The organism is [Clostridium] symbiosum, from assembly GCA_036419695.1.
In the GTDB taxonomy this organism is placed as follows: Bacteria; Bacillota; Clostridia; order Lachnospirales; family Lachnospiraceae; genus Otoolea; species Otoolea symbiosa_A.
Genome location: CP143946.1, coordinates 307,699 through 327,281, shown reverse-complemented (window position 1 = coordinate 327,281; position 19,583 = coordinate 307,699). Strand labels below are relative to the sequence as shown.

21 protein-coding genes and 2 tRNA genes are annotated in these 19,583 nt (G+C 48.7%); all 23 read right to left on the bottom strand.

The window, feature by feature from the left end:
* Nucleotides 1–424: 424 nt before the first annotated feature.
* Nucleotides 425–510 (bottom strand) — tRNA-Leu (locus V3C10_01520).
* A 39-nt stretch (nucleotides 511–549) separates the two neighbouring features.
* A tRNA-Tyr gene (locus V3C10_01515) sits at nucleotides 550–631 on the bottom strand.
* 181 nt (nucleotides 632–812) lie between these two features.
* A complete protein-coding gene (locus tag V3C10_01510) occupies nucleotides 813–2,891 on the bottom strand; it encodes a glycoside hydrolase family 13 protein (GenBank protein ID WVP62533.1) in 2,079 nt (692 codons plus the stop codon).
* Between the two features lie 453 nt (nucleotides 2,892–3,344).
* Complete coding sequence (gene ftsH / locus V3C10_01505; protein ID WVP62532.1) at nucleotides 3,345–5,153, bottom strand: ATP-dependent zinc metalloprotease FtsH; 1,809 nt, start codon at nucleotides 5,151–5,153, stop codon at nucleotides 3,345–3,347.
* 12 nt (nucleotides 5,154–5,165) lie between these two features.
* Nucleotides 5,166–5,690, bottom strand: coding sequence for a hypoxanthine phosphoribosyltransferase (gene hpt, locus V3C10_01500; protein ID WVP62531.1), 525 nt, complete (start codon nucleotides 5,688–5,690; stop codon nucleotides 5,166–5,168).
* Nucleotides 5,680–7,092, bottom strand: coding sequence for a tRNA lysidine(34) synthetase TilS (gene tilS, locus V3C10_01495; GenBank protein ID WVP62530.1), 1,413 nt, complete (start codon nucleotides 7,090–7,092; stop codon nucleotides 5,680–5,682). Before tilS ends, hpt begins: the two co-directional genes overlap by 11 nt.
* An 89-nt stretch (nucleotides 7,093–7,181) precedes the next feature.
* Nucleotides 7,182–8,600 (bottom strand): SpoIIE family protein phosphatase, encoded by a 1,419-nt coding sequence (locus tag V3C10_01490; GenBank protein ID WVP64555.1) that lies wholly within the window; start codon nucleotides 8,598–8,600, stop codon nucleotides 7,182–7,184.
* 131 nt (nucleotides 8,601–8,731) lie between these two features.
* Complete coding sequence (locus tag V3C10_01485) at nucleotides 8,732–9,055, bottom strand: septum formation initiator (GenBank protein WVP62529.1); 324 nt, start codon at nucleotides 9,053–9,055, stop codon at nucleotides 8,732–8,734.
* Nucleotides 9,006–9,662, bottom strand: a complete 657-nt coding sequence (gene yabQ, locus V3C10_01480) for a spore cortex biosynthesis protein YabQ (GenBank protein ID WVP62528.1) — start codon at nucleotides 9,660–9,662, stop codon at nucleotides 9,006–9,008. Before yabQ ends, V3C10_01485 begins: the two co-directional genes overlap by 50 nt.
* 24 nt (nucleotides 9,663–9,686) lie before the next feature.
* Nucleotides 9,687–9,971, bottom strand: coding sequence for a sporulation protein YabP (gene yabP / locus V3C10_01475; protein ID WVP62527.1), 285 nt, complete (start codon nucleotides 9,969–9,971; stop codon nucleotides 9,687–9,689).
* A gap of 70 nt (nucleotides 9,972–10,041) precedes the next feature.
* Entirely contained in the window at nucleotides 10,042–10,281 is a 240-nt protein-coding gene (locus V3C10_01470) for an RNA-binding S4 domain-containing protein (protein WVP62526.1), read from the bottom strand.
* Between the two features lie 4 nt (nucleotides 10,282–10,285).
* Nucleotides 10,286–10,561: an HU family DNA-binding protein gene (locus tag V3C10_01465; protein WVP62525.1), complete on the bottom strand. Its 276-nt coding sequence runs from the start codon at nucleotides 10,559–10,561 to the stop codon at nucleotides 10,286–10,288.
* Between the two features lie 84 nt (nucleotides 10,562–10,645).
* Nucleotides 10,646–11,068, bottom strand: a complete 423-nt coding sequence (locus V3C10_01460; protein ID WVP62524.1) for a MazG family protein — start codon at nucleotides 11,066–11,068, stop codon at nucleotides 10,646–10,648.
* A gap of 136 nt (nucleotides 11,069–11,204) precedes the next feature.
* Entirely contained in the window at nucleotides 11,205–11,480 is a 276-nt protein-coding gene (locus tag V3C10_01455) for a hypothetical protein (GenBank protein ID WVP62523.1), read from the bottom strand.
* 4 nt (nucleotides 11,481–11,484) lie between these two features.
* Nucleotides 11,485–12,600 (bottom strand): NADP-dependent phosphogluconate dehydrogenase, encoded by a 1,116-nt coding sequence (gndA, locus tag V3C10_01450; GenBank protein WVP62522.1) that lies wholly within the window; start codon nucleotides 12,598–12,600, stop codon nucleotides 11,485–11,487.
* A 109-nt stretch (nucleotides 12,601–12,709) separates the two neighbouring features.
* On the bottom strand, nucleotides 12,710–13,135 hold the full coding sequence (locus V3C10_01445; GenBank protein WVP62521.1) for an HIT family protein: 426 nt from the start codon (nucleotides 13,133–13,135) through the stop codon (nucleotides 12,710–12,712).
* Between the two features lie 47 nt (nucleotides 13,136–13,182).
* Nucleotides 13,183–13,809, bottom strand: coding sequence for a bifunctional 4-hydroxy-2-oxoglutarate aldolase/2-dehydro-3-deoxy-phosphogluconate aldolase (eda, locus tag V3C10_01440; GenBank protein ID WVP62520.1), 627 nt, complete (start codon nucleotides 13,807–13,809; stop codon nucleotides 13,183–13,185).
* Nucleotides 13,810–13,848: 39 nt separating this feature from the next.
* Nucleotides 13,849–14,619: an SDR family oxidoreductase gene (locus V3C10_01435; GenBank protein ID WVP62519.1), complete on the bottom strand. Its 771-nt coding sequence runs from the start codon at nucleotides 14,617–14,619 to the stop codon at nucleotides 13,849–13,851.
* 30 nt (nucleotides 14,620–14,649) lie between these two features.
* Nucleotides 14,650–15,609: a phosphoglycerate dehydrogenase gene (locus V3C10_01430; protein WVP62518.1), complete on the bottom strand. Its 960-nt coding sequence runs from the start codon at nucleotides 15,607–15,609 to the stop codon at nucleotides 14,650–14,652.
* A 41-nt stretch (nucleotides 15,610–15,650) separates the two neighbouring features.
* Complete coding sequence (locus tag V3C10_01425) at nucleotides 15,651–16,469, bottom strand: 5-deoxy-glucuronate isomerase (protein WVP62517.1); 819 nt, start codon at nucleotides 16,467–16,469, stop codon at nucleotides 15,651–15,653.
* Between the two features lie 63 nt (nucleotides 16,470–16,532).
* Nucleotides 16,533–17,810: a TRAP transporter large permease gene (locus V3C10_01420; GenBank protein WVP62516.1), complete on the bottom strand. Its 1,278-nt coding sequence runs from the start codon at nucleotides 17,808–17,810 to the stop codon at nucleotides 16,533–16,535.
* Complete coding sequence (locus tag V3C10_01415) at nucleotides 17,807–18,391, bottom strand: TRAP transporter small permease (GenBank protein ID WVP62515.1); 585 nt, start codon at nucleotides 18,389–18,391, stop codon at nucleotides 17,807–17,809. Before V3C10_01415 ends, V3C10_01420 begins: the two co-directional genes overlap by 4 nt.
* 63 nt (nucleotides 18,392–18,454) lie before the next feature.
* Nucleotides 18,455–19,534 carry a TRAP transporter substrate-binding protein DctP gene (gene dctP, locus V3C10_01410; GenBank protein WVP62514.1) on the bottom strand — a complete coding sequence of 360 codons (1,080 nt, stop codon included), beginning with the start codon at nucleotides 19,532–19,534 and terminating at the stop codon, nucleotides 18,455–18,457.
* Nucleotides 19,535–19,583: the final 49 nt, after the last annotated feature.

Here is a 19,583-nt window from a genome sequence, read left to right as displayed (position 1 = left end):
GCATTCAGTGACAACAACGGTGACGGAAAATGGGATTCCAGGGAATATCTATTATATCTTCCTGACGGCCCAATCTCCATTTTGGTTATGGTTTCCTGTGACAAATGCTTATAATGTGAAGCTGGCGTTTCATCCATAGAACGGGGCGGACGCCACCTCCAAACCATTTTTAATATCAAGCACCCGCCATTTGTATTTACTGAAATCTATTTTATCTCATGTCTGCATAATTAACTCCTGTATTACCGAAGTATAACTTCATTGGTGCCGCCGGCAAGCGCGGCTGCGTAGCGGCATATTACATTTTCGTGCGGGTGCGCTCTCTGCCCTGAGGGCTTTTTTATATCACAGGAACACTTTTCTACGATATAAAAAAAGATTGGGAAACCCTGATTTCTCAAAGTTTCCCAATCTTTCCAATTACTGCCGGCGACCGGAATCGAACCGGTACGAAGTTTAACCCTCGCAGGATTTTAAGTCCTGTGCGTCTGCCAGTTCCGCCACGCCGGCATTCATGAATGCTCATGACTGGCAATATTCAATTACCAATGGATGGAGGTGGATTCGAACCACCGAAGCGTGTCGCAACAGATTTACAGTCTGCCCCCTTTGGCCACTCGGGAACCCATCCAAAATTACTCTGACAGTTAAAAATCATATCATAATAAGGTGAAAAAATCAAGGGGATTTTGTTTGTTTTTGTATTTTTTTATATGCGGCGGCGCTGCCGTCCTTATTTCGTTCATCCTACGTCCGTGATGTGGACGGCGGCGCTCTGTTTTCCCCGTCTCTCCTGTCAAAAAAACAGGTTTTTACAATTCCGCCGCTACCAATACAGCAGAACTGACGGGCGGCAGTTCTATCTCCAGTATTCCTTTTTTCACTTCATATCGAACGCAGCCTGCGTTATATCCCTCCTCATAGGTGAGCATCCTGCGCTCCATCTGTTCGGAATCCGTCACTCCCACAGGCCAGACCGGCACCAAGTATGTTTTAGCCTCATGACAGGTATTGATGATGACAACTCCCCGGCTCTCTTTTCTTCCGTCTTCGCCGCGGTTAAAACGGCCGTATGCGATCATTCCCCAGTCTGCGGCAAGCTGTATCAGGGAACCGGTCCTGAATGCCGGATTTCTCTTTCTAATCCCCGTCATATAGCGGTGGAATTCAATCAGTTCCAGGTCTTCATTGCCCCAGGGATACGTCCGTCTGTTGTCCGGATCCGTCCAGCCGCAGACACCGGCCTCGTCGCCGTAATAGATGGTCGGCGCTCCCGGCCATGTCATCTGGATGACGACTCCCTGGCGGAATATGCCGTAGCTGATACCCTGGGAGGCGGCCGCCGCTCCCGCCGTAGCGAGTCGTCCCGTCCTCCTGTTGGTCCTGGTCAAAAACCGCGAGTGATCATGGTTGGACAGCTCGTTCATCGCTGTCATCAGCGAAGGCGTCTGCATCCGGCACATGTGATAACGCATTGTCTCAAAAAACGCCTTTCCGTCGCCGTACAGGGCTTCGTTCACCTCGTCGCTGTGTTTCTCAAGCCCCGTCAGGAACCAGGACACCGGCTCCATAAACGCGTCGTAATTCATCACCGTGTCCCACTCATCCCCCTGAAGCCAGCTGCTCGGATCCCCGTAATGCTCGGCAAGCACCACAGCCTCGGGATTGGCCTCCTTGACCGCTTTTCTGAAATCTTTCCAGAACTGGTGGTTGAATTCTCCGGTCCGGCCAAGGTCGGCGGCAACATCCAGTCTCCAGCCGTCTGCGTTAAATGGGGGAGAAACCCACTTCTTACCAACTTCCATAATATACTGATACAGTTCCGGCGATTCCTCATAATTGAGCTTGGGCAGCGTCGAATGCCCCCACCAGCCGTCATAACTGTCATTAAACGGCCAGTTTTCCGCATTATTAAACTTAAAGAAATTCCGGTATGGGCTTTTATCCGATACGTAAGCTCCCGGCGGATATCCTCCCTCATGCTGGTATATTAGTTCCGCATCCAGCCACTTGTTAAAGGAACCGCAGTGATTAAACACGCCGTCGATAATCACCCGGATTCCCTTTTCATGGGCCGCTTCCACAAACCTTGCAAAAAACAGGTCGCTGGCCAGCAGGTTTTCTTCATCCGCCGTTCTGGCCGTGTATTTACCTGCATTGTCATTGTCCAGCGCATTGGGTTCCACCAGCAAATCCATGTCGCGTTTTATCACACCGAAATGAGGATCGACGTGGTCATAGTCCTGGCAGTCATACTTATGGTTGGAAGGCGATACAAATATGGGGTTCAGGTAGATGGCCTCCACCTTCAGCCCTTTCAGATAGCTGAGCTTATCCCAGATTCCTTTAATATCACCGCCGTAAAACCGTCTCACATCCATTGTGGAAGGAAGTTCATTCCAGTCCCTGACCCGTTCCACCGGTTTCCCGATATAAATGTATTCATTCGTCTCCACATCATTGGAAGGATCTCCGTTGCAGAACCGGTCCACATAGATCTGGTACATGACGGCTCCCTTGCACCAATTGGGTACAAAAAAGCCAGGAGTCATACAAAAAGATGCCTCCCGGTCCGGCTCTGCCGCCGCTCCCATGCGTCCGTAAAAACAGATATCATCCTCGCGGTCCACTCTGAAACAGTATCGCAGAACCTCCTCGCTGAGTATATAATCACAGCTATAATAATCAAACAGGCTGTCACTGTGACTGTACCCCATGTCACGCTCTTTCATTCTGCCCTGTCTGTCAAATTCTATAAAATAAACAGAATCCGCACCATCCCGTTCTGTACGGAAATAGAAAATTACTCTCTGCCCGGCATCCGCCTCGCAGGGATGTCGGTAATCCTCTGTTTCGTCGCAAAACAGCGCTTCTCTGTTAATCCTCTCCATGCCATTCCCTCTTTCTGCTATCATCTCTATTCTATATGATTCCCGTCAAATACACAACATAAAACCTCGATTCCCCGACCGTTTCCGACAAAAAAGGCATTTTTTTACCGCATTACCGCCCAGCGCAGTAATATGCCGTTTCAGAGCAGTAAAAAGGCCAGCGGGGTAGCTGGCCTTTTTAGGAGAAGGTATTTCGTTCTTATGGGGTGTAGCAAAAACTATATAATGTATTGGGGGGGGTTACGAGTATTATAATAGCACAGGTGTCAAAATAAGTGTGCACAAACATCATAAAATTTGCAACTCTTTTTTGTGCATTTTGGGGACGGTATTTTCAGCCCGCTTAATCAGTTCTTATCAAAACGCACAAAGGCCGCTGCAATCAACGCATTTTGATTGTAGCGGCCTTACCTGGGCCGTTAAAAGGCCCATATAACGTCATTCTAAAGTGTATTAATCGAACAGAGCCTCAAACTCTCCCTGCCCTATCTTTTCTTTCTCAAGGAGCAGTTCACAGCACTTGTGCAGGACGTCCTCGTGTTCCAGAATCAGCTTTTTGGCCTTCTCATGACAGCTGTCAATAATATTCTTTACCTCGCTGTCAATCGTGCTGGCGACCACCTCGCCGTAGCTGCGGGCGTGCGCCAGGTCGCGGCCGATGAACACCTCATTGCTGTCCCCGCCGTAGTTGATCATTCCGACTTTATCGGACATACCGTACTCCGTAACCATCGCTCTCGCTATCGATGTGGCCTGTTTGATATCCTGGGAAGCACCGGTCGTGATATCGTCGAAGATAATCTCCTCGGCAATCCGTCCGCCCAGGGAAACCATGATGTTCTGAAGCATCTTCCCCCTGGTCATATGCATGTCGTCCGTCTCCGGCAGCGGCATCGTATATCCCGCCGCGCCCACGCCGGTCGGAATGATGGACACCGTATGCACCGGTCCGACATCAGGAAGCACATGGAAAAGAATAGCGTGCCCCGCTTCATGGTAGGCCGTGATTCTCTTATCCTTCTCGGAAATCACCTTGCTCCTCTTCTCAGCGCCGATTCCGACTTTGATAAACGCTTTTTCAATGTCAGTCTGCATCAGGAATTTCCTTCCCTCTTTTGCCGCATTGATGGCTGCTTCGTTCATCAGGTTCTCAAGATCCGCTCCGGTAAAGCCGGAGGTAGTCTGTGCAATACGATGAAGATCCACATCTTCTCCCAGCGGTTTATCCTTCGTGTGGACGCCCAGAATCTCCTCGCGCCCCTTCACATCCGGCCTTCCAACCGCCACTTTTCTGTCGAAACGGCCGGGCCGTAAAATCGCCGGGTCAAGGATATCCACCCTGTTGGTGGCAGCCATGACAATGATTCCCTCATTAACGCCAAAGCCGTCCATCTCTACAAGCAGCTGGTTCAGGGTCTGTTCTCTCTCATCGTGGCCTCCGCCCATGCCGGTTCCCCTCTGGCGGGCTACGGCATCAATCTCATCAATAAATACGATACACGGCGCGTTCTTCTTGGCGTCCTCAAATAAATCGCGGACACGGGAAGCTCCGACACCGACAAACATCTCCACAAAGTCGGAACCGGAAATAGAGAAGAACGGAACTCCCGCTTCTCCGGCCACCGCCTTGGCAAGAAGAGTCTTACCTGTTCCGGGAGGGCCTACCAGTAATACGCCCTTGGGGATTCTCGCCCCCACTCCCGTATACTTCTGCGGATTCTTAAGGAAATCCACAATCTCTTCCAGTTCTTCCTTCTCCTCCTGGAGCCCTGCGACCTTTGTAAAATTGATATTGCTGGTGTGGCTCATCTTGGCGCGGCTCTTGCCGAAGTTCATCATCTTGGCATTGGCTCCGCCGCCGGAACGGGAATTCATGAACACAAAGAAAAAAATAAGCACGCCGGCCGATAGTGCAATCGGAAGAATTACGGTCATGAAATAATTATCCTGCTGAACCTCTCCCACTTTGTACGTAATGCCCGCATCTCTCAGAGCCATCTCGATCTCTTTCGTATCGAGAACGTAAAAATCCTGTTTCTCACCGGATGACATATAAAGCTCAATCTCGCCCGTCGGAGTCTCCCGGTTAGGCTTAATAACCGCGCTGCTGATGCTTCCGTTCTCCAGGTTCACCATGAAGTCCGAATAGCTGATCTTTCCCGGTGTAAATATACTCTGGTTTCTTGTACTGAATAACATGATGAGGAGCATTACAAGGATCAGAAGTCCCATGCCTCCTCCAAATGACTGCCGCTGTTTCAACTGGCTTCCTCCTTATACTTCCACTACTCCTATATATGGTAAATTCCGGTATTTCTGATCATAATCAAGACCGTAACCCACTACAAATTCATCCGGGATTGTAAAACAGGTATACTTAACCTGTACCTGCTTCTTCACACGGCGCTCCGGTTTGTCAAGCAGAGTGCAGAGCTCAATGCTCTTCGGGTTTCTCTGTTTCAGAACTTCGATCAGGTAGGCGAGTGTCCTTCCGGAATCAATGATGTCCTCTACGATAATGACTTCTTTTCCCTCCAGTGGCTCATCCAGATCCTTTACGATCTTAACCACGCCGCTGGACTTCGTTCCGGCTCCATAGCTGGATACGGACATGAAATCAAGGGATACTGATAAATCCAGGCGTTTCGCCAGCTCGCAGGTGAAAAATACACCGCCTTTTAAGATACAGATTAAATGAACGTGTCTTCCTGCATAGTCTGCGTTGATCTGCGCCGCCACCTCGCTGATTCTTTTATTTACTTCCTCTTCTGTTAATAATACCCTGATTTTATCGGCCACTGTCTGTTCCTCCGTCTAACTGTACTTGTAATATGTTTTTCGTCTGTTCCGTTACCTTGTAATATTCACTGATTCGGTATCCCACAATCCACAAAACATGGCTTCCCTCGGCCAGAAGCAAAATCTTGCCACGCTTCTCCCGGGGGATTTTTTCGTCGATCATAAAGGATTTTACCGTCTTTCTGCCCCCCGGCGCCAGTGTGATATAATCACCGGTGCGGCGGTTCCTGACAGATAACGTATCTTTTATTTTATCATAATCAAACCATTTCGTATACTGGTTTTTGGGAATTTCCTCTTGATTTTGAAAGGGAAATACCTGAATATCCATCCGTGGAACCGCGTCCATGCGCTTATCCTGTCCCCCGTCCGACCCTTCCCGGATATCCGGCTTGTCCCCTCTTCGGCTGAATTCAATTCTGCCGTAAATTCGTTCCGCCTTCAGGCCGTGTGGCAGATCCACTTCTTTTCCCGTCCCCTTTTCCATCAGTTCCAGGACACTGTCGATATTCCCGGCCGTGACGTCTTTCAGAGGGCAGCCTATATTCCGAAGGATCCCCCTTACCACATAACCTCTTATCACTCTGTCTTCTTTCAGCAGTTCCTGCACAGAAAAACCGGGCTGTCCATCTACGCTATGCCGTCCGATCCAATTCCATGCAGCTTTTTCCAGATATTCGTCGGCTTCCCGTATTCGCTCTCCCGCCCTCAGGATGTTCCGTACCGCCTGGTCATTGACGGACGATGTAATAACGGGCAGAATTTCATTTCGGATTTTATTCCTGGTATAGTCATTCTCCCGGTTGGTGGAATCCTCCATATATTCAATCCCGCAGCCCCGGAGCCAGTCCACGATATCTTCCCGCCGCGCCCACAAAACAGGGCGGATAATCCTCCCCCTGACCGGCGCAATCCCGGACAGGCCCTTTAATCCCGTTCCGCGGAACAGGTTATGGAGAATGGTCTCGGCGCTGTCATTGCCATGGTGGGCCGTGGCAATCTTGATCTCACCGGCATTGCATGAGCCGGCCTTTCCCCTCTCCTGCTCCCACGAGAGAGCCTCTTCCTTCAGAATCCGGTATCTGGCCAGGCGCCCCGCTTCCTCCACAGAGATTCCCTGCTCCTTCGCTTCCTCGGACGCCATAATTTTTACAAGCTTAAAAGGGATGTCCCGCTCTCTGCAAAGTGTTTCCGAGAATGCGGCATCCCTGTCCGCCTCCTCTCCCCGGAGGCCATGATGCACGTGGACCGCCCGAAGTCCGATTCCAAGTTCTTCCTTCAGACACCACAAAACGTGCAGCAGACAGACGGAATCTGCTCCACCCGACAGGCCTACGATTACACCGTCTCCCCGTTCAATCATATGATTCTTTTTAATATAATCAAAGGTTTCTTTCTTCATTTCCTCATTTCCTGCCGCTGTTTGCCTACAGTATACAGGAATTCCGGCGGTTTCACAAGGCCTGCCGCCGCTTTTAATGATGTTTTGCGTTACCGCTCAAATATCCCGCCCACCAGGACGGTCATGTCATCGCACAGCTCCTCCTCAAAGGAGGCGGCAAATTCAAGGATACGCTCGGCCATCTCCTGCGGGTTGCCCGCGCCGGTTCCCTCCAGAAAATCTATCAGGGTCTCCTCCTTGCATTCTCCCGGCAGCGCTTCCAGAACGCCGTCGCTGACCATGATTATCCGGTCGTTGTCCCACATCTTTCTGGACAGCAGCACCGGCTCAACCGATTTTACAATTCCCATTGGGACGTCTCCCGCCTCAAGGACCTCCACGCCGTCGTGGCCCTGGATAAAGGTAGGCACGGCACCCAGCTTCATTGCCTCCAGGACTCCCGTGTAGAGATCGACGCAGCACAAATCGAGCGTTGCCGGATTCTGTTCCGCCCCCGCAAGGAGAAGCACCGTGTTGACCAGTTTCAGAGCAGACCTGGCGGAAAATCCGGTTTCCAGAAGCTGCTGTGTCAATTCCACCACCTTGCTGCTGTCCTCACAAGCCAGGGGGCCGCTTCCCATGCCGTCCGACAGGCTCATAATGACCTGCCTGGGAAGTCCTTCATAGATGGTAAAATTATCACCGGATACCATCTCCCCGCCCTTAGCCGCTTTGGCGACTCCGTGGAGCATCCTGTATTTCCCTTCCTCAATAAAGCGGAATGTGGCCGCATTCCTGGTGATAATGCTCTTGCTGTCTTTTGCCGCGCTCCATTTTCTTCCGGCCATAGCCCGTCCCACCAGTTCGGAGGCGTCGCGGGCGGTCATGCACTTGCCGTTGGCGCTGCGTATTGTAAGAAACGCTTCCTTCTGCTCATTTTCATACTCCAGCATCAGCATATTTTCCACCTTCATGTGATGGCGCCGGAATATGTATTTAATTTGTTCTTCCCAATCACCCGTGATGTCCGTCGCATTTTCCATCTGCCCCGAAAATTCTTCCAGAATCGAGGCCAGCTCACGAAATTGCACGATCACGGTATCCCTGCTCTCCAGGAACCTGTTTTTCCATGACAGGTTCATTGTGGCCCGGCCGAGGTTCCTGTTCAGATGCAGCACATAGTCGTCTTTTTTCCTGCATGCCTCATTGAACAGCCTGGGCATGTCCTCCATGTCGATCTTTCCCTTCTGCTCAAAGGCCCGGAGAAGGTAATAAAGGTAGTAGCTGTCATCCCTCCTGCTGCCGGAGTACAGGTTGCATTTCATGCACTCTCCGCAGACGGCCGCCGCCGCTGTCTGCATGGCCGCCAGGCCATCATCCTTTGTAAGCTGCCTTCCGCCCCCGATTTCATCCGCAAACGCCTGCGCCAGACCGCTAAGTGACATCGCCATATCTTTCAGGCGTCTGGCCGTATAGACATTGACATCTGCCATGTCTCTATGTAAACTCTTTTTTTTAAGCACAAAAATCCCTCCTAACCTGCGTGAAACCATTATATACAGGCCGGAGGGAAATATTTGTCAAATTCATTGGGAGAATACCTGAAATCGTACGACAGATACCGCACGTTTCGCCGGTTTCCCACTTCTTTTCCGGGCATTTACTTCTTTTCTGCCGGTTTAAGCAATATCTCGTCCTTATTGACAAGTCCCAGTTTTTCTTTGGCAACCTTCTCGATATACTGTTTTGTCTGGACATAAACGCGGTACTGTTCCAGCTCCGCCGCCCTCTCCTCCTCGGCCAAAACCTGGGCCTGAAGGTTTTCTTCCCGGATCTGATAATTCAGATCTTTCTTCTTCATATCAAGTCCTTTCAGGTGCACGGCTATCGCCAGGCTCAGAACGACCAGCGTAATGCCGACCAGCGCCATACGGTTATTCAGATTTTCTTTCTTTTTTCTTCTCGCCCTTCCGCTTTCCCGCATCTTTTTTCTCTTCCGCCTTTCTGCTCCTGCGTGATTCCGGCCCCTGATCTTCGGTCAGGCTGTGCTGTTTCTCTTTCTGCCGTTTTTTCTGCTTCTCTTCCTTCTTTTCACGGAGACGAAGCTGTTTCTGCTCCTTTTCTTCGCGGAGACGGCGCTTCTGCTCCTCTTTTTCTTCCCGGAGGCGGAGTTTCTGTTCTTTCTTTTCCTGCCGCTTCTGCTCTTCCAGGAGGCGTCTCTTTTCTTCCTCCTCAAGCCGTTTCTGCCGGATTTTTTGTCGTTTTATTTTTCTTATTGTAAGATATTTTTCTACTTTTTTCAAGAGCCTCAGCAAAATACGGCTGACCGTAAGATTGTAGACGAGCATTCCCATAAGCACGCCTAATATTGCATACCATCTCAGGATCCCATCATTTTGCCGGAACAGCAGGAGAAATGTCGTAATGCTCGACGCAGCCCAGTAGACCGCATCTTCTATGCCTGTCCAGAAATTCCCATGAGGGACCAGAGTCCTGAACACTCTCAGGCCGTCATATACCATCATCAGGCAAATACCTACTGTCAGGCTCGCAAATAGCAGCTGCAGTTCATAGCGAATTGTCATGCTCATCCCGTTTTGCCCCGCCTTTTCTTATTATTTAAACAGCCGGGTAAACAGGGATTCGCCTGATTTACGGTAATTCTCATTGGAGGAATAGGCAAAGCTGTCAAACGTCCCCTCGATATCGACCTCTCCCTTTTCCAGCGTCAGCCGGCTCACATGCAGATTCTTTCCCTTCACAGTCAGGAGACCCATATCCGTATCCAGGATAATCTGGTTCTCGTCAAAGGACACCACATCCTGTATACCGGTTACACTGCCCGTCCCCCGGCCTGTGACCTCCAGCTTATGAGGCCGCCGGTTTAACTTTTCTTCCATGCAAAAAACCTCCTGATATATCTAACTATTGTTAAATATATTAGGAGGTTATCCTCTTTATGTTTATGAATTATAAATAACGATAAAGATCTTTCGCTTCGTCCTTCTTCACGGTCTCCGTCACGTCCAGCACTTCTACTTTAACAGACTTCATTCCAAACTGAATTTCAATGATGTCCCCTGCCTTAACACTCAGGGACGCCTTGGCCGGCTTTTCATTAACCAGAACCCTGCCGGCATCGCATGCTTCATTGGCAATGGTTCTTCTCTTAATCAGGCGCGAAACCTTTAAAAATTTATCTAATCTCATAGAATTATGCGTTTACCATATCCTTTAATGCTTTACCAGCTTTGAATTTAGGGGATTTGGAAGCTGCGATCGGCATTGTCTCGCCAGTCTTAGGATTTCTTCCTTCTCTTGCTGCTCTCTCAGCTACTTCAAATGTACCAAAACCAACTAACTGGATTTTCTCACCTTTTACTAATTCATCAGAAATAACCTCAGTGAAAGCTTTGATTGCTTTCTCTGCGTCCTTCTTGGAAAGTTCTGCTTTTTCTGCTACGGCAGCAATTAACTCTGTCTTATTCATTTGATATATTCCTCCTGTCATCTTCTCATATGAGCTCATACTACTCAACTTTGTTGTAATTCTTTACTTTACATTTATATACATTTATCCTTGCTTTGTCAAGGTTTTTTGCGCTTTTTTACTCTTTTCCTCGGATTTTATCCTGTTCCACAAATCGAGCCCTTCCTCCGCAGAATTCACTTTCTCGTCACCGAATACATTCGGATGTCTCCTGATCATCTTGGCGCTGACTCCGTCGACAACATCGTCGATTGTAAAAAGTCCCTTCTCCTCCGCAATCTGGCTGTGGCTCATCACCTGGAACAGAAGATCGCCAAGCTCCTCACAGAGGTTTTCCGGGTCATTTTCCCGAATTGCGTCGATTACCTCACCCGCTTCCTCTTCCAGGCAGGGAATCAGGCTCTCGTGCGTCTGACGGCGGTCCCACGGGCAGCCATTCTCGGAACGCAGGGTACGCATGATGTCTTTCAGGTCATCGAAGGTATATTTTTTCCGCATCTCTTCCATAATTTTCATTCTCTCCTGACTTTGGCTTCTGCCGGAATTCCACGGCAGGTTTCGTAAACATGACTGTAACCATCGACAAAAGTATATCACAGAAAAAAATGCAAGGCAACTAAGAGCCGGAAGAAGAATCCCTATCTCAGCTATCCGCCTCCCAGTCCGTGTGGAAATGCCCTTCCCTGTCATTACGCATATAGGTATGGGCTCCAAAATAGTCGCGCAGCGCCTGGATAAAATTGACAGGCATCTGCCCGGAGCGGTAATAATCGTAATAGTTTAAGGACGCCTGGAGACAGGGCAGCGGAATCCCCGAGAGAACCGAAGCGGCTGCAGCCTTCCGAAGTGAACTTTCGAGCGTGCCGACATCTGCAAATTCCGGCGACAGAATCATTGGCCGGCGCGCAAGATCCCGCACTTTTTCAATCCGTTCTAAAAGGGCGCTTCTTAATAATGCAGCCGTCCTTCCATACGGAGGCCAGGCCTGCCAGATCGATATTCCAGCTTTCCTCCTCCGCCGCTTTGGCGATTAATTCAAATCCCTGGCTGTATGCCATAATGACAGCCATCAGAAGCGCCTGTTCCATCTCTTTGATTTCTGTCTGCGGCAGTTCGCAGGGATGAAATTTCAGGTGTCCGGAGCCGGACATCCGCTCTTCTTTTTTGGACGAAAATACCCGGGCCATCTGTGCCTCATAAATCGTGGGGATATAAACGCCTCTCTCCACCGACTCTTCCACGGTCCATTTACCGGTTCCCTTCTGTTCTGCCACATCCAGTATTTTGTCAATCATCCATGTGCCGTCTTCGGCCTTCTTTTTCAGGACTTTCGCGCTGATTTCGATCAAATAGGAGTTCAGTTCCCCCTTATTCCATTCCTCAAATACAGACTGGATCTCTTCAATCTCCATCTTCCTGACAAAACGCATAAACTGGTATGTCTCTGCAATCAATTGCAGAATGGCATACTCAATTCCGTTGTGTACCATTTTTACATAATGCCCCGCTCCGCCTTCCCCTATACAACCACAGCAAGGTTTTCCCTGATATTCGGCGGCGATTGTCTCCAAAATATTTCGGACTGCATCCCACGCCTCCTGTTTTCCGCCGGCCATAATGCTGGGACCGTAAAGCGCTCCCTTTTCGCCTCCTGAAACGCCGATTCCCATATACAAAATTCCATGCCGGCCGCATTCACCGCTCCGTCTTGCAGTATCCCTGTAATATGAGTTTCCTCCGTCCATGATGATATCGCCTTTATCCAGCAGCGGTAACAATGATTGAATCACCATATCTACCGGCCTGCCGGATGTAATCATGATAAATATTTTTCTCGGCTTTGCCAGGCTCATAACAAATTCTTCCATGCCGCTGCAAATCCTGTAATTATTTTTTTCGGCTGCAAATGACCTTCTCTCCTGTTCCGAGACAGAATAAAGCGCCACAGTAAATCCATGGTTAATCATATTTTTAGCCAGGGATGCTCCCATTACGCCAAGTCCCATCAGTCCTATTTCACAGTTCTTTTCCATTACCATCTTTCTCACCTCTCGTTCCAAAACCGGCGCTGCATCCGGCGTGAACAGTAACAATCCATACGAAAAGGCGCTGCACACCGGTATTCCCGGCCGTTCAGCACCTTTCTAATTACAGCTTCTCTCTGATCTGTTCTGCTAAAACTTCGTACTCCTCATCCGCGAGAAAAACCGGCGGCTGGGGCTGCATCTGGAACACGCCTCCAAAATCTGCTCCGTCCGTCTGTTTTGGTACAACATGCCAATGTACATGTTTACAGGTATCGCCATACATGCCAAGATTTATTTTTTCCGGCTGCACAGTTTCCGCCACCGCACGGCAGACCCGTTTCGTATCCTTCATAAAACCCTGAAGCTCTTCATCCGTCAATTCATAAAGCTCCTCTGCGTGGCGTTTTAAGGCAACCACGCATCTCCCTCTGTATGCCTGGTTCCGAAACAGATAGATTCTGGAAAAGGGCAGTTCACAGATTGGAACCATCAGTTTTTCGAGGTTCCCGTCTTCTTCACAGTACATACATCCTGAACATTTTTCCATAAGATTCCCCTATTTGTAACAGTTCGTCAGTTGCCCGGACCCTACCTTTATTTTGCTAATTCTACCGCCTCTTTGGTCAGCCTGGTTATCTCATCAAACCGTTTTTCTTTGATTAAGGAATCGGCAACCATCCAGCTTCCTCCGCAGGCATAGATTTTATCATTGTCGAGAAATTCTCTTAAATTGCCTGTATTAATGCCGCCTGTGGGCATAAACCGGATTCCCGGAAACGGAGCCGCAAGCGCCTTAATCGTATCCAGTCCCCCATACTGCTTGGCAGGGAAAAATTTAACTACTTTCAGGCCGTAATTCATTGCGTCGATAATTTCCGTCGGGGTACAGCACCCCGGCAGAACCGGGATATTCTTCCTGACAGCAAACTCAACCACTTCTTTTGTAAAACCGGGGCTTACAATAAATGCCGCACCGGCAGCCACCGCTCTCTCCGCCTGATCGATATTTACAACTGTTCCGGCGCCGCACAGCATCTCCGGATATGTATTTCGGATTACACGAATCGATTCTTCCGCAGCATCCGTACGGAATGTAATTTCCGCCACCGGGAGTCCGCCGTCTATCAGAGCTTTAGCCAGAGGCAGTGCATCCTCGACATGGTCTAATTTAACTACCGGTACAATCCGTTTTTCTTTGATTAACTCCATTACATTGCTCATACTTGAAATCCTTTCTGCATATCAATCTATAAAATCCGATTATTTTACAAGATACCCGCCGTCTACCGGAATTACCGCTCCGTTCAGATAATTGGATGCGTCGGAAGCCAGGAAAATAACAGGGCCCTTCATATCCTCGGGCGTTCCCCATGCGTTAGCCGGAATGCGGTCGGTAATTTCTTTGAACCTTGGATTTTCAGGATCCGTAAGGGCCACATTCATCTCCGTATCCATATAGCCGGGAGCCAGGCAGTTGCAGTTAATTCCCTTTGACGCCCACTCGTTGCAGAGAGCCTTTGTCAGCTGGGCAACGCCGCCCTTCGATGCCGCATAAGCCGGAACCGTATAGCCGCCGAAAAATGAGAGCATGGATGCAATGTTTATTATTTTACCTTTGCTGTTCTGTTTGATGAACTGCTGTCCCGCCAGCTGGCTCATGGAAAATACGGCATTCAGGTTAATATTGATGACAAATTCCCAATCTTCATAAGGGAATTCCTCGGATGGATGGCGTTTCTGCACACCGGCTCCGTTTACAATAATATCGAGATGATTACCCAGAGCGGCAACACACTCATCAAATGCTTTTTTTCTGTCTTCCACAACCGCAAGGTTTCCAATAACACCGTGGCATTTATATCCTTTTTCCGTATATTCCGCAGCCACATCCATAACCTTCGGATTTAAGTCGATGATCGCCACTTCCGCCCCCGCTTCCATCAGACCCTCTGCCATTCCTCTGCTGAGCCCCTGGGCTGCTCCTGTCACAATTGCTTTTCTGCCTGTTAAATCTGTAAAATTCTTAACCATGTCTGCTCCTCCTGATTCCTTACAAATTGTCTACTTTGCCACATTAAACCGGCATTCTTTTCCCTCCAGCACGCAAACCGCGTTTTGTGCTGCCATAAGACTCATTTTCGAAGACGCCTCCCTGGTTCCGGCTCCTGCATGGGGAGTCAGAATACAGTTTTCGCAGTTCATCAGCGGGCTGCCGTACGGTGGTTCATCAACCGTGGCATCCAGAGCCGCTCCCCTGATCTCTCCGGATTTCAGCGCCTCATAAAGCGCCTCCTCATCGATCACACCGCCTCTTGCCGTGTTGACAAGAATCGCGTCTTTTTTCATGATTTTAAACTGCTCTGATGAAATCATATTGTGGGTTTCCTCCGTCAAAGGAGAATGTACCGTAATAAAATCCGCTTCCCGAAGCAGCGTGTCCAAGTCTACGTATTCCGCGCCTGTCTCCTCTTTAAATGACGGATCCTCAAAGACATCGTACGCCAGAATCTTCATATTAAATCCGCGGCACCGTCTGCCTACTCCCTGGCCAATCCGGCCGGCTCCGATGATTCCTAATGTCTTCTCATACATTTCCAGTCCCTGGGGCCTTCTCTGGCTGCGTGACTTAATGGAGGAGTCCATAATTGTCACGTTTCTTGCCACATCCAACATCAGGGCCACCGCCAGGTCTGCCACCGAGTCACCGTTGGCTCCGGGTGTAATCGTGACCTGGATTCCCTTTTCTTTTGCAGCATTCAGATCCACCTTGTCGTATCCCACTCCGTAACGGGATATTACTTTCAGCCTCTTTGCCTGCCCTATGATATCTGCTCCGATATCTTCAAGCCCGGCTATCAAAGCGTCGGCATCCCTGATTGCATCCTTTAACTGGTCTTCCAAAGGACCGTCCGATTCTTCCAGTTTAATCCACTCGCATCCGGCCTCACGCAGACAGTCATAAGCCTTTTCATCCGCTTTGCCAAATGAGCGAGCCGTGATTACGACTTTATATTTTGCCATAGCAATTCTCCTCTTTCTGCCTTGCCCACCCCTGAACGCGCCTAAAACTCCGGTGCATTTAATTCGAGTTTTTCTCTCGCGGGATCGAGAACCGCCAGATCATACCTTCTCTGTTCATGAGAAAATCCGGCCAGAACCCAAAGATAGGTATTGCGTGTTCCCGGACTGGCAACGGTAGGATGATAACCGCAGGGAGCCTGCACACAAGTTCCTGTATATACCGGATGTGCCATGATTTCCTCCACATCTCCGCTCTTTAAATAGGATACATGGAAACCAAAGTGAGGTTTAGGCATATCAAAATAGCAGTAAACCTCTTCCAGATCTTCTTCATGCTGATGCGGCGGCCAGCTGGTCCAGGTTCCCTCACCGCCCCATGTAAATCCACAGAGCAGGCGGGACGCCTCATCCTGGGGAGCCAGCGTAAACATGACCTCTCTCCGACCGGTTCCCTCGCCATGAATCTGATGGATATCGCCGATTGGCAGAGACGGATCAAATTTGCGGCAGAAAGTTTTTCCATATCCTTCGCAGACTGCGGCGGCCACATAGAAGAAGCAGTCCTTTGATGCGGTAATTACCACAGTCGTTCCTCCCGGAATGTAAAAACTGTCATATTTTTTAAGCTCAGTTCCTTCCAGGTCCTTATTTCCGCTCAATACGGCTGCTCCCTCGCATAATACCGGATGCATCTCCAGTTTTCCCGAGTCCAGGGTATAGGAAGTTCCTTCCTTTAAATTCAGCCTGTAAATCTGGGCTTCCCTGCAGCTAGATTTTTCCGGCGTTACAACAGGATGAAATCCAGGTTCTTCCGATGACTGCACCGGCCAGTTTTTCATATCATCACATAAATTCGACATAATTCACTTACCTCCTTCTATCAACAAATCCGGTTATTCCGACTTATCGTGTTTCCGTTAAAATCAACCGGCAAAGAGCGCCGTGATTTGTGGGAAGAGTACTACTAAGAAAAATACGGCTACATATCCGATGAAAAACGGCATCTGGCCTTTGGCAATCGCGCCCATTTTAAGCTTTGAAACGGATGATGCCGAGAATATATTTACGGCTACAGGCGGTGTCATTGTTCCGATTACGTTGGAAATTGAAACAATCATGCCAAAATGGATTACATCGATTCCAAAACTCTGGGCAATCGGCCACAGTACAGGCACCATCAGAACCGCTGTTGCAATACCCTCCAGGAACGTACCGAAAATCAGAAGAATGATTGCAGTAATCAGGCAGAAAGTGGTTGCGCTTAAGTTCAGCCCGTTTACAAATGCGACAAGCTGAGCCGAGATTCCTGCAAATGCAAACAGCCATGCAAATGCGGTAGACGTCGCAATGATAAAGAGAACCATCGCCGATGACTTTGCAGATTCCAGGAAAATCTGGTATAAATCTTTTAATTTTACTTCTTTATATATAAACATACCGGCTATTAAAGCCCAGATAACTGCAACAGCAGCCGACTCCGTAGGAGTTAAAATTCCCGAATAAATTCCTCCCAAGATGATAATCGGCAGAATCAGTGCGGGAATTGCATTAATAAAGCTTCTCAGGAATTCCCCGGCTGTCAGTTTTTTCGAAGTTTTAGGCCATTTTTCTCTATGTGCATAGAATATGATTGTTGCCATTAATACCGCTACTATCATAAATCCGATTCCCATACCGGCGCTGAACATCTTTCCTACGGATGCTCCCGTAATGGTACAGTAAACCACCATGATAATAGATGGCGGGATAATCGGCCCCAAGCCTCCTGCGACCACCAGAAGACCTGCCGTTCTTTCTTTCGAGTAACCAAGACGGACCATATCAGGATAAAGCATAACTCCGATCGCCACGACCGTTGCCGGCGCCGAACCCGACAGGGCTGCAAAGAAAGCGCAGGCCAGTACCATGGCCAGAGACATTCCTCCGCGGAACCCGCCCACAATACAGTTGGCAAATTCTACAAGACGTCTGGAAATACCGCCTTTCGTCATGATATTTCCTGCCAGTACGAAAAACGCAATGGCCATAATGGATGTGGAGTCAAGTCCGCCGAAGATTCTCTGTGTGACCACACTCAGAGTAAGGGTAATATCCGGTGAGAATACGATGGCCGACATTGTAGCCACTGCAAGGGAAACTGCAATCGGCACACCGAGTATCAGCAGAACGATAAACGTTCCAAACAATAAAAATCCTGTCATGCCTTTCCGCCTCCCTTCATATCACTCTTTAACTTCTCTTCTTCCTCTTTCACAAGCTTTTCCGCATTGTCCATAGAAAGGTCTACAAATTCATATTTTGCCGTATTTCCCTTTACAAATGCAATCAGCATCTGAATCACTCCGACAGTCTGCACAATGGTAATAATTCCAAAGGACAACAGCAAGGCAAAATAGGGAACCACCATAGGAACGCCAAGTCCCGGTGAAGTCTGGCCCGATCGTAACTGTATCTCACACAGGGCGATGGACTGATAAAACATAACTGCTGCAAAGAGAATTAACACAGCTTTAATGAGTATTAATATTATAAGTCTTGCTCTTCCTTTTAGTTTATCCTGCAGCGCCGTCACTGCAATCTGGGTCCCATCCCTAAGCCCCATCTCGGTTCCCAGCAGAACCATGTAAATCATGCAGTATTTTGATAATTCTTCAAATCCTGTAACGGGTATCTTTGTGATATTCCTGTTACAAACCTGGAGAAAAGCTGATAATGTCATGACAATAAATGTTATAACAATTATCACGTCTTCCATTTTCTGCAAATAGTTTGTTTTTTTCATTGTCATCACCTCTGACTTTAAAGGCCGGCCGATTAAAAGATCCGCCGGCCTTACAAATATGTCTTATTTTACGGAAGCAATTGCCTCATCAACAGCTGCCTGCCATTCCGGATCAAACGTAAATCCTTCCTTTTCAGCCTGAACCTTGTATGCAGCCTGAAGTTCTTCTACATTAATATCATGCATGGTAACGCCTGCTTCAATTAATTTCTTCTCAGCTTCTGCATTCTCTTCGACTAAGTACTGTCTCTCAGCCTCAACGCCTCTCTGAACCGCATCAAGGAATGGCTGGCGTAAGTCTTCCGGAATCTGCTGCCAAGCTTTGTCGGACATGCAGAGAACAATGTATACGAATGCATGCTGTGTCTTTGTAATGTCTTTTGTCACTTCATAGTATCCGGAGTTCCAGCAGTTGCAGAGTGCATTCTCAGCCGCATCGATGGTTCCCTGCTGAAGAGCTGTGAATACGTCATTGTAGTTCATTGCGATTGGCATAGCGCCGAATGCTTTAAATGCTGCCTGATGATATTTGTTCTCCATGGTACGGATGGTAATGCCCTTAAAATCGTCAATGCTCTCAATTGGTTTCGTTGAGAACGTATCCCTGAAGCCGGACTCCATAAATCCGATTACATGAAGGCCCAGTTTCTCGGCATCTCTCTTGATAAGGTCACCTAAAGCTCCGTCTACCGCTGCGTGTGCCTGTTCAACATCTGTCCAGAGATAAGCCTGATCCAGAATGTTCATATTCGGGATGAAGTTGGTCAGTACGGAGTTGGCTGCCGTTGCGATATCCAGGTTATTGGACATTGCCAGCTCAATTGTATCTCTTTCTCCGCCGAGCGCTCCTCCTGCGTTTACCGTGATCTTAATTCTTCCGTTTGTCGCCTTGTCTACTTCCTCAGCAATCTTTTTTGCACCTTTTCCGTAAGGGGATGTCTCCGGGTCAACTAAAGACAACTGGAAATTAATTACGTCACCGGATGTACCTGCTTCTTCTGAAGCCGTATCGCCTGCCGGTGCCGCCGTATCGCCCGCCGGTGCTGCTGTTTCACCTGCCGGTGCTTCCTTCTTACCGCACCCTGTCATTCCCATCACCATAGATGCTGCCAATGTTAATGCTAATACTTTTTTCAACTTCATATCTTCTCTCTCCTTTTTTATTTTTTTCTGCTTTCAGGCAGAAATTGTT